This is a genomic window from Rhodobacteraceae bacterium IMCC1335, from assembly GCA_039640495.1.
Classification (GTDB): Bacteria; Pseudomonadota; Alphaproteobacteria; order Rhodobacterales; family Rhodobacteraceae; genus Thalassovivens.
Genome location: CP046864.1, coordinates 305659 through 318625 on the forward strand (window position 1 = coordinate 305659; position 12967 = coordinate 318625).

At 51.7% G+C, this 12967-nt stretch carries 13 protein-coding genes and 1 pseudogene; 7 read left to right on the plus strand and 7 right to left on the minus strand.

The genetic code is table 11. The annotated features are described in order from the left end of the window. Nucleotides 1-134: 134 nt before the first annotated feature. Nucleotides 135-1019 carry a LysR family transcriptional regulator gene (locus GN241_01455; GenBank protein XAT56144.1) on the plus strand — a complete coding sequence of 295 codons (885 nt, stop codon included), beginning with the start codon at nt 135-137 and terminating at the stop codon, nt 1017-1019. A 201-nt stretch (nt 1020-1220) separates the two neighbouring features. Here the strand turns inward: GN241_01455 and GN241_01460 are convergent, their stop codons facing one another. Continuing rightward, a complete protein-coding gene (locus tag GN241_01460) occupies nt 1221-1904 on the minus strand; it encodes a hypothetical protein (protein ID XAT56145.1) in 684 nt (227 codons plus the stop codon). 408 nt (nt 1905-2312) lie between these two features. On the opposite strand from GN241_01460, the gene GN241_01465 reads away from it, so the two are divergent. Next, the gene (locus tag GN241_01465) at nt 2313-2816 is read left to right on the plus strand and encodes a hypothetical protein (protein XAT56146.1); all 504 of its coding nucleotides are present in this window, start codon (nt 2313-2315) and stop codon (nt 2814-2816) included. A gap of 258 nt (nt 2817-3074) precedes the next feature. Next, nucleotides 3075-3260, plus strand: coding sequence for a hypothetical protein (locus GN241_01470; protein XAT56147.1), 186 nt, complete (start codon nt 3075-3077; stop codon nt 3258-3260). A 112-nt stretch (nt 3261-3372) separates the two neighbouring features. Here GN241_01470 and GN241_01475 read toward each other — a convergent pair whose 3' ends face one another. Continuing rightward, the gene (locus tag GN241_01475; GenBank protein XAT56148.1) at nt 3373-3999 is read right to left on the minus strand and encodes a hypothetical protein; all 627 of its coding nucleotides are present in this window, start codon (nt 3997-3999) and stop codon (nt 3373-3375) included. 315 nt (nt 4000-4314) lie between these two features. On the opposite strand from GN241_01475, the gene GN241_01480 reads away from it, so the two are divergent. Then, entirely contained in the window at nt 4315-5607 is a 1293-nt protein-coding gene (locus tag GN241_01480; GenBank protein XAT56149.1) for an FAD-dependent oxidoreductase, read from the plus strand. A gap of 112 nt (nt 5608-5719) precedes the next feature. Here GN241_01480 and GN241_01485 read toward each other — a convergent pair whose 3' ends face one another. After that, the gene (locus GN241_01485) at nt 5720-6382 is read right to left on the minus strand and encodes a TetR family transcriptional regulator (protein ID XAT56150.1); all 663 of its coding nucleotides are present in this window, start codon (nt 6380-6382) and stop codon (nt 5720-5722) included. 33 nt (nt 6383-6415) lie between these two features. Here GN241_01485 and GN241_01490 point away from each other — a divergent pair, with 33 nt between their 5' ends. Genes GN241_01490 through GN241_01500 form a run of 3 tightly spaced genes read left to right on the plus strand, consistent with a single transcriptional unit; the run spans nt 6416 to nt 7437 of the window. Next, on the plus strand, nt 6416-6589 hold the full coding sequence (locus GN241_01490; protein ID XAT56151.1) for a hypothetical protein: 174 nt from the start codon (nt 6416-6418) through the stop codon (nt 6587-6589). Between the two features lie 3 nt (nt 6590-6592). Then, nucleotides 6593-7054, plus strand: a complete 462-nt coding sequence (locus GN241_01495) for a hypothetical protein (GenBank protein ID XAT56152.1) — start codon at nt 6593-6595, stop codon at nt 7052-7054. A gap of 29 nt (nt 7055-7083) precedes the next feature. Then, nucleotides 7084-7437 (plus strand): hypothetical protein, encoded by a 354-nt coding sequence (locus GN241_01500; protein XAT56153.1) that lies wholly within the window; start codon nt 7084-7086, stop codon nt 7435-7437. A 450-nt stretch (nt 7438-7887) separates the two neighbouring features. On the opposite strand, the gene GN241_01505 is transcribed toward GN241_01500, so the two are convergent. From GN241_01505 to GN241_01520, 4 genes and pseudogenes are all read right to left on the minus strand, one after another. Beyond that, nucleotides 7888-8451 carry a sarcosine oxidase subunit gamma gene (locus GN241_01505; GenBank protein ID XAT56154.1) on the minus strand — a complete coding sequence of 188 codons (564 nt, stop codon included), beginning with the start codon at nt 8449-8451 and terminating at the stop codon, nt 7888-7890. Further along, nucleotides 8444-11400, minus strand: a pseudogene (locus GN241_01510) (sarcosine oxidase subunit alpha family protein). Before GN241_01510 ends, GN241_01505 begins: the two are co-directional and overlap by 8 nt. After that, on the minus strand, nt 11397-11681 hold the full coding sequence (locus tag GN241_01515) for a sarcosine oxidase subunit delta (GenBank protein XAT56155.1): 285 nt from the start codon (nt 11679-11681) through the stop codon (nt 11397-11399). Before GN241_01515 ends, GN241_01510 begins: the two are co-directional and overlap by 4 nt. Nucleotides 11682-11692: 11 nt before the next feature. Then, a complete protein-coding gene (locus GN241_01520) occupies nt 11693-12964 on the minus strand; it encodes a sarcosine oxidase subunit beta family protein (protein ID XAT56156.1) in 1272 nt (423 codons plus the stop codon). Nucleotides 12965-12967 lie beyond the last annotated feature (3 nt).

Below are 12967 nucleotides of genomic sequence, written 5' to 3' on the forward strand. Positions count from 1 at the left end.
TAGGGCAAAATATTATCCAATCCTTTTTCTATCAATGGCAGTATAAACTGGCAAGTTGTACCAAATCTGCCATGTTCTTACTTTAAGAATAAGATATTAAAAAACGAACGATATGATCTAAAAAGGAGAACACAATGGGGCAAATGGAAGATTTGCGTCTGTTCACGGTGATTGTTGAAAATCATAGCATTTCAAAGGCAGCGGATCGGCTTAATATTGCAAAATCAGCGGTCAGCCGGCGATTACACCTTTTGGAAGACCGCTATTCAGCAAAGTTGATTGATCGTGCACCGGGGCGCTGGAACGTGACTGAAACGGGCCGCGAATTATACCAGAGGGCTTTGCGAGCGGTTCATGATTTTGAAGAAATCGAAACTGATTTCAGCAGCACGCATGCGGCTATATCTGGGCCGCTTTCGGTATCGTTGCCGCGGGAATTCGGGATCTCTTTTCTTAAAGAAGCTTTGATGGGCTTCATAGAGAAATATCCTGAAATTCAATTAACGGTCGATTTTGACGATCAACTGGTTGACCTTGAACGGGATAATTATGATTTTGCCATTCGTATCACACCCCAATTGAACCAAGCCCTTGTTGCCGAAAAAATTGGAATTATGCGGCACCATATTTGTGCTTCGGCTGCGTATTTGGCCAAGTGGGGCAAGCCAAATAATCTGCAGGCGTTGCAAGAGCATCAGCTACTTTATTTTGGCGCCGCTAAGCGCGGAAGATGGCCATTGATTTCTACGGCCACGCGCAAAACATATCCGGTTGAGTTTATGCCAGCGTTGAACAGCAATAGCGGAGATTTTTTGCTGCATGTGGCGCTTCAAGGCCAGGGCATCGCCAATTTGCCCGATTTCATCTTGAAAGATAATTTGAAGACGGGCGCGCTTGTTCCGATTTTGCCCGCGTTTAGTATGCCAGAATTTTTTATCTATCTGATCCGTTCAGACAAGCGCCGGATGAACCGGCGCATGCGTTTATTTGCGCAGGAGATGACATTGGCCTGCCTTTGATCACTCTGGCATTTGGAAGCGCGCTTTGAAAGATGCGGTAAAAATTTACGATCCGCACCTTTGATGACAATCTTTAGTTCTTATAGCTGCGCTGATTGAGATGGATCAACCTTAAATTCATTTAATATGAACCGGTATATCCAATCGCGAGTCGAGCGTTATTTACCGGCGTCTCAGGTCAAACATCTGCCAGCCGGCGCGTCAGTTGATTACAATATTATTTTTGGAAACTTTAATCTGGTAGCCTTTGCCCGGAATATTTTGAATGAGGTGCTGCGCGACAATCTGATTTCCGATATTATCGCGCAGCCTTTTGATCCGCATCACGCCAGCGGCATCCTCACAATTGGCGGCATTTTTTCCCGAAACCAAAGTTTCAACATCTAAGCCGGATAGAAAATCACCGTCTAATGTCGCTTCTAAAAGTACGCTTAACGTTTCCATGCTGCCTTTGGTTAAGTGCAGCCAATCGCCATTTATTTTCACCGAATTTTCGGCACGGCTTAACTCGATCCCATTGACCTGCAGCGCGCTGTTTTTCAGCGCTACGAATTGCTGCCGCAGATGTATGTTTGACATCAAAGAGCCAAAACTGATCACCATCATAGAAATTGTGATGATAACCAGCGTGAAGATAATGCTTGAATAGAGGCTGATCGAACTTTCAAAAAGGCTGCCCGATGAGGCTAAAACTTCCAGCAGTTTGATTTCTGTTTGGGTTGAAAAATCATTTTCCAAAAACACCTTTTCAATATTGTCATTGAAAACGCGTGGATCTGGAACTGACCATAGTATCAGGGCCAACGCGCTGATTATCAAAAGCAATATAATCGCGGCGACCCAAAGGATAAGGGTTTGCGGCTTAATATTTAAGAAAGAACTCACCCAAATCATTTTTGAACTTCACTCCATCAATTTTAGGATATTGTTTGACTATCTGTATCAATTTCCAACCGTTTTGCGCTAGCCTGTTTGACAGCTGCGCCTTATGCGGCCCTGAGCTACAGGTATCATTAATTTTTATCATCCCCAAATGAAGTTGGAGCGGGGGGTTTTTTTTCGCTTTATATAGGTAATAGCATTCGCCTGATGCAAGCGCTGCGGATCCGCTTATACAGATCCAAAAAGCCAAAGCTGAGATAATCATTTTGGTCATAGCAAACATCCTTAGCGTGTAGGGCCTGCTAAAGTTGACCAAATTCGCCGCGTTATTCAATAACAAATGGTGGTTTTTGGATAACATGATCTTTTATTGTTTTCTGTCATCAATCAGAAACAAGATTGGAGATTATGATGAAAAATATATTGGGTGCGGCCCTGCTTGCAACGTTAAGTCCGGCGTTTTTGAGCGCTGAAAGCTATGCAACGGTTATAAAGATCAAGCCGAATTACCAGACAAAAACAATATCGGAACCGCAGCGCCGCTGTCAGAATATAGAGGTGCCAATCTATGGAACCTCGCAAACCAGAGGCGCCAGCTCAAGCGATGTTTTGGGCGGTATGATTATCGGAGGTCTTCTGGGTGGAACCGTTTCTGGAAAAGACAGGGGCGCTGCAGCCGGCGCCGTGATCGGGGGCCTGATGGCGGCAGATCAGGGCCAGCAGACAAAGCGGGTTATCGTGGGGTATAGGTCAGAGCAGCAATGTAATCTCGTTCAGGTTAATACTGAGCAGTCGCATATAAAAAACTACCGCATTACCTATGAGTGGAACGGTATTCGCGGCAAAAGTTATACCTACAACAACTATCGTATTGGCGATCAAATTCCAATCAATGTGAGTATCAGCGCAAAGTGAGGGAGGGCTTATTGCTGGTAAAGCGGCGTGTTGCAAAGCTTGTAAATTTTATGAGGGGTTTTCTGGCACCTACATTGAATTGCGGTGCCTAGCGCCAAGCTGCAAGCGCGCTACAGGTCATAGAACATGGAAAAGCGTGGGGCGTCTCGGCACCCCGCGCTTGTTCTTGGGCATGAGGGTCAGAAGAGGGATTAGATCTTTGAAACTCCCTACTCAGATTTTCGTTTTTGCGCTATCAAAGCGTTTGGAGGATGCTTTATGAACCCTGCGTCTCAAAACACCACATCCCAGCTGGCCGCTGCGTTAAAAGAGGCTCAGCGCTTAGATAGCTTTGAAGAAAAAGACAAAAAGAAGGTCTCGCCAGTCTCCGATATCGCAAAAGCTATCGTGGTTTCCATGAGCGCGGATGCCAAACAGCGCCTACTGGAAGATACGCTAAAATAAGCCAGCTCTCCGCCTCAAGGCAGCGCATATGAAAAGGGGGTGATTGCTTGCCCATATGCCAGCCGCCGGATTTGGATGAACCTTCCTCCGCCTTTAAGCCGCCCGATTTTGCTTATTTGAGCGTTGTCATCATCCAAGCGCGGTCAAGCGTTCCCAGTTGCGAGGCTTTGACAAGCATGTCCTGAAACTCTTTTGACACGCCCACTTCATCCACCGCCTTTCCAAGCGCCGTAATATCGCGCCCTGAATAAACGATATAAAACCGTTGCATATCTGCAGCGATAACGGGGGCCCACATGGTCACGTTGACGCTATGGCCGCTGAGCATTTTTTGAGCTTCGGGCAGCAGCGCAACCGCGCTGGCGATGTTTTCGCGCGGCAACACATATTCGCGCACCATGGATGCTTCATTGTCATCCGCGCCATCTTCGCCCGCAATCCGTCTAAATAATTCTGGGCCAACAACTTCCGCAGAGGGCGATAATTCGCGTTCGAGCATCAATTTGGCCCAAGCCGGATCACTCATCAGATTTTGGCCCACAGTCATGCTGTGCTCCATCGAGTCAAAGGCGGTGTGCAACAGCAGCGTTCCGGGGCTATAATAACCACCCAACACTTGCTGCGTCCAAGCTGCCAAAGCGCCATTGCGCATCATAATGCCGGCTGCATTGCGCAGGCGATCGGCTGCGATTTCGCGTTTGCCGGTGAATGGCGTGCTTATTCTTCTTGATAAAAACATTGTTCCCTCCCGAATAGATCTGCCCAAATAAGGTAAATGTAGATGCCTGCATTTGGCTATATAAATATGAATTTGAGATATATTTTTTCAGATCAGCTTCTTTTTGCGCAGATATATGCCTAAAAAATGAGCTTATTCATTTGCGCGGAGTGTGCATAATTTAGAACTTTTTTTGGTTTTATTTGATTGATCGCGGGCAGCCCTCTGCCATTGGGATTTTGCGCTGCGCTGTTCACACATGGTTTCGGTGCCGCGGTTTTGCTTGACTTTCGCCTCCTGTCATTTTGGTGTGTTTTCAGCGCGGTGAGGCATAGTATGAAATACAGTCCGTTTTGGTGGGAAATTGAGCAGGGGCTTGCGCAGGCGGCTGGCGAGGTAAATCTGCCATTAGAGGCTGATTATGTGATTGTGGGCGCGGGCTATACAGGGCTGTCTGCTGCCCTAACGATTTCTCGGCAGGGGCATTCAGTGCTCGTGCTGGACAGTGGTGTGCCTGGCTTTGCGGCGTCAACGCGCAATGGTGGGATTTGCAGTGGTCAAATCAGGCTGTCACATAGCGCATTGAGCGCAAAATGCGGAATTGATTATGCCGATGCGGTTTATGCCGAAGGTATCGAAGCCCGGCTTGATCTTGCCAAATTTTGCGCCGAAGAACAAATTGAATGCGATCTGCAGATGACGGGTCGCTTTACCGGCGCGATGAGTCCAAAAGATTATGAAACTCAGTGCCGCGAAGCGGATAGGCTGAACACAATAGATGGCCATAAGGCGTTTATGGTGCCAAAGTCTTACCAGCAGAGTGAAATTAAAACGGATCTGTTTTTTGGCGGCATGGTGCGCGAAGAAATTGGCGGGTTTCATCCCGGTAAATTTTTTGCAGGCCTTTTGAAAACTACGCAAGCTGCGGGGGCGGTTATTCACGCACAAACCTGCGTTGAAGACATTATCGGCACGTCTTCAAGCAAGAAAACTGTGGTGACGAATAGGGGAAGCGTTTTAGCCGGAAAGGTGATTATTGCCACCAACGCTTATACGGGCACCAAATATCAGTTTGGTAAATTTCTGCGTCGCCGTCTTGTGCCTGCGCAAAGCTGTATTATCGTCACAGAAGCGCTGGGCACGGAAACGGTGAAAGACCTGATGCCAAAATTGCGAATGTATGGAAACACGGCGAAATTATACAGTTATTTCAGGCCCACGCCTGCGCGCGATCGTATTCTTTTAGGGTCGCGTAGTTTTGATAGGCACAGGCCCAGCGCACGGTCGGTGGCGTATCTGCACCAGAAGCTGGCGCAAATTTTTCCAGAGCTTTCAGGCTGTTCTATCGCGTATTGCTGGCTTGGAAATGTAGGGTTTACGCGCGCCCAAATACCCACGCTTTTTGAAAATGACGGTATTTTTTATGCGGCCGGCTATGCTGGATCTGGAACGGTTTGGGCGCGTTGGCTGGGGAAAAAAATTGCTGAAACCGCGATGGGTACGGGCAACCAACCCAGTGCATTTTGGGGCCCACCCCCGCCGCGGATCCCTTTTTATGATGGCAATCCTTGGTTTTTACCCGCTGTGCATCGGTATTTTGGTTTCAAAGATTGGATCAAGCGCAGGTAAGTGTCCTGGGGATCGAGGCTGCGCCCCGGGGCAGATTTTGTTTGCCATAATTGCAGTCATCTTCAGCTGACCAGATTGTGGAGGGGGCAATTGGCGATGTTTTGCGGTGGTTTCAGTTTTGGTCATCCTGTTCGGTTATTGGCAGGATATCCAGAATTGACAGGCCTTTCATATTGTCTTTCTTGAAACGCCCGGCCGTGACCAATTGCGCATAGCCATGTACAAGGCTCCATATTGCAACTTGGCCCTTTCCCGCTTTGTCCTCTAGCGATCCGTGATGCCATCCAAGCTCAGCCGAACAATCTGCCAATATCACAAAACAGGCTCTGATCTGCTGTAGGAGGTCAGGATCGTCCTGCACCAAACGGTCCCGCGAGAACATCAAATCATAAAGCGCAGGATTGGCTTGCGCGAAGTCGACATAGCCCAAAAGCGCCTGATCTCGCCGCCGCTTGCGATCAGCGTTTGTATTGGCATCTGCCGTCATCATAACCGCGAGCTCTGCATATCCTGTTGTAACCATGGCCGTTAACAATCCCGCCATATTGCCAAAATGGTTTTTGGGAGCCGCATGGCTGACGCCCACTTTTTCGGCGCATTTGCGCAGAGATAATCCGCTAAGACCGTCGCGTTCCAGCAGGTCACGGGCGGCCTTAAGAAAGGCTTCTTTGAGGTTGCCATGGTGATATTTGCGGGCAGCGTCCATTAGCTTTCCTGTGAATATATTTACAGTGTAAATTTTAAATTGACACTCTACAAGCCACCTATTACCCATATTGACAGTGTCAATATTTCCGGAGTGTAAGGGATGAAAAAAATATTCATCTGGGTCTTGTCGGGGCTCACAGCCTTTACCGGCGTTGCGGCGTTTATATGGTTTGCAAATCCGTTTGATCTGAGAGACCGGGTGCTGGTCAGCCAGATTTTGAAAATGCGCGTGGCCCTCAAGCGTTTAGCAATTCCCAAAACCCCCAGCGATTAAGCGATGCTCTATAGCGATGTCGATATTATTCCCGAGGATAATATTCGGCTGAGCGCATGGGAAATACCAAGCCCGACCCCGTCGGATAAGACGGTGATCGTGAACCATCCATTGACAACCACGCGCTATGGTTCAGATGCCGGGCTTGACGGTGTTGCTGCGGAATTTCTGCCTATGGTGAAACATTTGTATGACGCCAATTACAACATCGTAATGTATGATCATCGCAGTCAAGGCGAAAGCGATGGCGGCCTCGGCTCAAAGGCGATTGGCAACGAAGCATTGGTTGGGGCAGGGGTCACCGAGTGGCAGGATGTTGCCGCCTCTCTGCGTTATGTGCTTGCGCATCCACAGTTTGGCGATGACGATATTTTCTTCCTCAGCCAATGTATGGGCGCCAATGCAACTTTTCTGGCTTGGAAAAAGAACCAGACTTGTTTTCGAACCCCCAAATTAAAGGGTTAATCGCCAACCAGCCGACATTGTCTTACAATATGACTGATCGTTTTATTCGCGCCAAAACCGGATTGGATCTGGTTGACCGTGTGCTGGAGGCGCAGCAAGAAGAATATGGGTTTGGATTTGCCCAAGCGCTTGACTATGTTCCAAGTCTGACGGTGCCCGTGCTCTATGCGCAGGTGAAAAATGACGTTTATACATTCAACCAAAAGACCGGGCAGAACGATATTCAAGAAATCATGGATGCAACCCCAACGGAGCATAGCATTGTTTGGATCGGCCCCGATCAAGATACGCCGTTTGGTACAGGCCAACGGTTTGATGGGTACCAGTATTTCAATACGCATCCAGATGCGTTGCTGGCATTTCTTTCTGAACAAACGCGCTAGCACCTTTAAGATCGGCCTCGCCGTTCGGGCGGGGCCGCCCAGAAGATTTGTGCTATGGCGTCTACGCGGCGGCTTTGAATATACCGGTATCATAGGCGCATTGGCCCGCTGCCCTGCGCTGGACTGTAAAGACCAGGCTGCTCCAAACCCATGCGTAAAAGTTCTTGCTCTGATCTGCACGGCGCATGTGGCGCAAATGCTCACTCAAGCAGCGCAGCGCTCTATACCGGCGTAAAAGCCTTGACACGGAGTTTACCCACATCTCATCCAACTTTGGCGGGTCGATTAGCGCAAGAGAGTTTTCCCTCCAAAGGCAATGGGGTGTGGAGATATTCATTTATACAGGCACAAGCGTGCTGGCGCGGAACGGCATATATGCCGGTTAAAGATGTATCAAAGCCTTCTACCGCGCAGGCTGACCTGCCCGTATCTGACGGGATTATCCGCTACTCAGTTGACTGCTACACCATATTGCTGGGCTGTTTCAGTCACAAGCTCCCAGAGTGACAGGGCAAAACTGCGCGGAATGAGAAGGGAATATGCACTTGCTTCGCGCCAAAGCGTAACGCCAACATGGTGCAGAGCGGTTGAGGCCACCGCCCCCGTCGCAAAGGCGCTTTCGCGCAAGTCGATCGGCAGAAAATGGTTGAGCAATCTCGGGGCTTTATCGCCGCTCAAGCGCAGCCAAGTTCGTGAATGCGATAGGTCCAAAACCGTGCCCAATTGGCGATCTATGTCAGGCAAGTGCATATTTTCCCGCTCTGAGATCACCCACCACTTCAAAGGCTCGACGCGCAGCAAATGTTGCCCGCCGCTACGCAGCGATTGGCCAGGGCGCGCCACCGCGCTGCACCCGGCGGCTGTCGCGGCCAACTGTCCAACCCGATCCAGCCTATCGGGCCAAGCAGAGATTTGCACCAGTGAAAAGGGATGAACCTCTTGCAATCGGATCTGCGGCGTTGCCGATGCGGCCAATTGCGCGCGATGATTTAAGGCTGATAGGGGGCTAGTCATGCATCCGTTCTCCCGTCGAGTCAAACATATGCGGTGATACAATTTCAACCGCTATATCATTTTTACGCAGCGGGTCGGTTGCCATAACCTGTTTATCGGCCCAAAGGCGATGCCCCCCCGAAATATAACCCAGCCCGATCCAATGCCCTAAAGCGGGGGAATGGGTTACGGCCGTTACCCATCCTTCGCCAAACCCCTTCTCATCGCCGGGGCTGATTAAAAGCGCGCCTGCATTGAAATTTTGCGACCGGTTTTTGGGAAAAATACCAACCAATTGGGGGCGGTTTTCGCGGGTTAACTCGGGGCGCTTGCGCAGCGCATCGCCGATGAATGCTTTCTTTCTTGAGGCCATTTTACCCAAACCGGCATCATCCAGCGTAACGCGGCCGTCAAGCTCCGCTCCGGTCACATGGCCTTTTTCGATGCGCAGCGTGCCAAGCGCTTCTAACCCGTAGAGGCATCCATCAGCAGCCTTCGCGGCACCGTCGATCAGATCCATCACGGCCTCGCCATATCCAGCCTCGACAAAAACCTCAAAAGCCAATTCGCCGGAAAAGCTGATCCGCGCGATCCAAGCCGAAATATCCCCTTTTAACAAAGCTTTAGTAACGCCCATGAAGGGCAGGTGCTCGGCCGAAATAACGGCTGCGTTGATCAGGCAATCGGCGATCACTTGCCGCGCTTTGGGGCCGGCAACAGACACCGCGGCCCATTGATCTGAAACAGAGGTCAGATGCACGCGCAATTCGGGCCAGCGCGTTTGCAACAACTCTTCCAGCCAGACCATGACTTTACCAGCATTCGTAGTGGTCGTGGTCATTAAATATTCATCTTCACCAAGCCGCCAGGTGGTGCCGTCATCCATCACCATCCCATCATCGCGCAGCATCACCCCATAGCGGGCCTTGCCCACGGGCAGTTTGCCAAAGCCGTTCACGTAAACGCGGTTCAAAAACGCGCCACTATCCGGCCCTTGCACGGCAATTTTTCCAAGCGAGCTAACATCGCAGACCCCTACGGTTTCGCGCACGCGACCCGCCTCGCGGATATAGGCGGTTTCAATTGTTTCGCCCGCTTTGGGAAAGTACCAAGGCCGGTGCCAAAGGCCCGCATCGGTCATGATCGCACCGCGCTTGAGGTTCCAGTTATGCAGCGGCGTTCGGCGCAAAGCTTTAAAATGAGCGCCCACCTGCCGCCCTGCAAAAGCGCCGATCGCGACGGGGGTATAGGGGGGGCGAAACCGCGTTGTGCCAACCTCGGGTATGGTTTTTCCCAAAGCCTCGGCCATCAAAGCAAGCCCGATCACATTGCCCATTTTGCCTTGGTCCGTGGCCATGCCAAGCGTTGTATACCGCTTCATATGCTCGACAGAAACAAACCCCTCTTGATGCGCCAGCCGTAGATCAGAGCTGGTAACATCATGCTGAAAATCCACAAATGATTTTGCGTTCTGTGCCGGCAGGCGCACTTCATAAACAGGCTGAATGGGGTTTTCCCACCCGCCAGGTTTGGGCGGATGCGCGGGCTCTCCCAGCGCAGATTGCGCGGCAGCAACCCCCGAAGCCTCGCAGGCTGCGTTTTGCCAGATCCCGCAGGCCGCGCCGGCAGAGAACAGCGGCTCTGTTGTGGGTGTTGGTAAAAAACAGGCATTTTCAGAGTTCCAGCCCGGCGCCGCGCCGCGGTTGGAGGACAGGTTTACCACGGGCGACCAGCCCCCCGATACCAAAAGCAAATCGCAATCTAACGTTTGCGCGGCGTGCCAGCCTGTTTTGCTCTGCTCAGCCAATTGCACACCGGACAAGTTTTTCCAGCCAAAGGTTTGCAAGGGTGCATAGCCTTTATCGTGGCGCAACCCATCCGGCAAAGACGGTGCGCTGGTGGCACGTGCATCCACCAGGGTGACTTCAGCGCCAGCTTTAGATAGATCGCGCGCTGCGGGATACGCGCTGTCGTTATTGGTTGCGATCACGATCCGCTGCCCGGGTAAAATCCCGTAGCGGTTGAGATAGGCGCGGCCAGCATTGACCGATATCACGCCCGGACGATCATTGCCGCCAAAGGCGATGCTCCGTTCAATTGCCCCCGTGGCCAGGATCGTGGCCTGCGCCCGCACGGTCCAAATCCGTTGTCTGGGCTGATACGGGGCGGGGGGCCTTGATGATCATTCACCTTTTCAAGCAGGCCCGCCGTGCCGTGATCATAAAGGCCGAACGCTGTGGTCCGAGTCATTATGCGAATGCCGGCTTTTTGTACCGATTGGATCAACCAGTGGCGCCGCGCTTCGGATGTGTCATCTGCGCAGTTAAGCAAATCTCCGCCCAGTTCAAAATCTTGTTCCACCAAAAGCACGTCTTTGCCCGCCTTGGCGGCGGTCAGCGCTGCCATTAATCCTGTCGGGCCCGCACCAATAACCAATATATCACAAAACGCATGCGCGTGATCATACGTATCTGGATCGGCGGCGCGCGAGGCTGTTCCCATACCCGCGGCTTTGCGGATCAGCTTTTCATATTTCATCCAGATACCGGTGCCGCGCCCCCATTCAAAGGGCGGCAACCCCATGAAGGTTTTATAATAGAAGCCCGCAGCGAAAAATCGGCTGAACAGGCCCGAAACCGCGCCAAGATCATAGCGCACATTGGGCCATGCATTCTGGCCATAGGCTTCAAGCCCGGGATAAAGTTCTTGCAGCGTGGCTTTGACGTTGGGTTCTGCCCGATTGCCGCTGCCCAGCGTGACAATCGCGCCGGATTCTTCGACGCCCGCGGACATCACGCCGCGCGGACGGTGATATTTAAAACTGCGCCCCAAAACGCGCTGCCCGTTTGCCATCAGCGCAGAGGCCAGCGTATCGCCCTGAAATCCGTGCAATTCCTGGCCATCCCAGGTAAATTTCACCGGCTTAGAGCGATCAATCCGGCCGCCGGTTGCAAGACGGCACGCGCTCATTGATCGCTCTCCAGCGCCGCGGCCATGCCAGGATGGGCGGGCGTAACCGAGTGGATCTCATGCGTCATCGTATCCCGTTCAACCCGCAACCACATGCGGCAACCCTGCAGATGCTGCCAAGTTTCGGTTTGCACACCGCAGAGATTATCGCGCAGAAATACCGCGTCATGCCAGTCATTCATCGGGGCATCCAAGGCAGGATAGGCGATGGATCCATCGCCGCCATAGCTGAATTCGCTGTGATCGCGGATGCCGCAAAAAGGGCAGGGAATTCGGATCATGCGTTGCTTCCTTATCCGTGTAATTTGGGGTCTGATCCAGCCCCGCGTTCATCAATATGCAGCCCGCGTTCAAAGCGTTTTAGATCAAAATCGCGGATCATTTTATGGGGGCGGTCTTGGGCGATCAAATCGGCAAACCACCACCCTGAGGCTGGGGTTGCTTTGAACCCGCCATAATTCCAACCCGCGTTCAGATATAGGTTGTCGAGCGGCGTTTTGCAGATGAAATGTGTGCCATCCATCGACATATCGACCACGCCTGCCCATTGCCGCAGCAGTTTAACCCGCCCCAAACAGGGCAAGATCGACATCGCCGCTTCGGTCACATCCTGCACGATCGGTAGATTGCCGCGCTGTGCGTAGGATTTATACCAGTCAAGATCGCCCCCGAAGACCATTCCGCCCTTATCCGACTGCGAAATATAAAAATGCGCCCCGCCTATCCCGAACACCACAACTTGATCTAAAAGCGGTTTTAGCGGCTCGCTTACAAAGGCCTGCAATTTATGGGTTTCGATCGGCAGCCCGCCCAACCCGGCCATTTGCCACAGGCGCGAGGTGCTTCCGGCCACCGCCAAAGCCACTTTGCCCGCGCGGATCGTGCCGCGCGTGGTTTCCAGCGCGGTGACGTTTACGCCCGCGCGGATCATCCCGGTTACCTCGCAATTTTGGATGATATCAACGCCCCGGCTATCCGCGCCGCGTGCATAGCCCCAGGCCACCGCGTCATGGCGCGCGGTTCCGGCGCGTTTATGCACCGCCGCCCCTAAGATCGGAAACCGCGCATTATCGGCATAATTTAGATGCGGAACGGCTTTCTTAAGCTTCTCTAACCCCCATAATTCTACATCCGGTGCCCCGGTTCTGCGCATAATATTGTAATTGCGTGCAACTTCATCAATTGCGCCCGGGCTGTGCAAAAGGGTGATATGCGATCGCTGCGAGAACATCACGTTGTAATTCAATTCAAAACTCAGGTTTTCCCAAAGCTTCAACGAATCTTCATAGAATTCCCGATTTCCCGGCCGCGCGTAATTTGAGCGCACAATCGTTGTGTTCCGCCCGGCATTTCCGCCGCCGATCCATCCTTTTTCAAGAACCGCAATATTTTTAAGTTTGTGGTTTTCTGCCAGATAATAAGCCGTGGCAAGGCCGTGCAACCCACCGCCGACAATCACAATATCATAGTGTTTTTTTAGATCCGGATCGCGCCATTGGCGGGCCCAGCCTTTTTGGCCCCTCATGCCTTCCTTAAAGACGGTCCATGCGGAAAAGCGGGTCATAGC

What these genes read in the sequence shown, in the direction of transcription:
- GN241_01455 (XAT56144.1), top strand. Translation starts at nt 135, where the DNA reads ATGGGGCAAATGGAAGATTTGCGTCTGTTCACGGTGATTGTTGAAAAT.
- GN241_01465 (XAT56146.1), top strand. Translation starts at nt 2,313, where the DNA reads ATGAAAAATATATTGGGTGCGGCCCTGCTTGCAACGTTAAGTCCGGCG.
- GN241_01470 (XAT56147.1), top strand. Translation starts at nt 3,075, where the DNA reads ATGAACCCTGCGTCTCAAAACACCACATCCCAGCTGGCCGCTGCGTTA.
- GN241_01475 (XAT56148.1), bottom strand. Translation starts at nt 3,999, where the DNA reads ATGTTTTTATCAAGAAGAATAAGCACGCCATTCACCGGCAAACGCGAA.
- GN241_01480 (XAT56149.1), top strand. Translation starts at nt 4,315, where the DNA reads ATGAAATACAGTCCGTTTTGGTGGGAAATTGAGCAGGGGCTTGCGCAG.
- GN241_01485 (XAT56150.1), bottom strand. Translation starts at nt 6,382, where the DNA reads ATGGGTAATAGGTGGCTTGTAGAGTGTCAATTTAAAATTTACACTGTA.
- GN241_01490 (XAT56151.1), top strand. Translation starts at nt 6,416, where the DNA reads ATGAAAAAAATATTCATCTGGGTCTTGTCGGGGCTCACAGCCTTTACC.
- GN241_01495 (XAT56152.1), top strand. Translation starts at nt 6,593, where the DNA reads ATGCTCTATAGCGATGTCGATATTATTCCCGAGGATAATATTCGGCTG.
- GN241_01500 (XAT56153.1), top strand. Translation starts at nt 7,084, where the DNA reads ATGACTGATCGTTTTATTCGCGCCAAAACCGGATTGGATCTGGTTGAC.
- GN241_01505 (XAT56154.1), bottom strand. Translation starts at nt 8,451, where the DNA reads ATGACTAGCCCCCTATCAGCCTTAAATCATCGCGCGCAATTGGCCGCA.
- GN241_01515 (XAT56155.1), bottom strand. Translation starts at nt 11,681, where the DNA reads ATGATCCGAATTCCCTGCCCTTTTTGCGGCATCCGCGATCACAGCGAA.
- GN241_01520 (XAT56156.1), bottom strand. Translation starts at nt 12,964, where the DNA reads ATGACCCGCTTTTCCGCATGGACCGTCTTTAAGGAAGGCATGAGGGGC.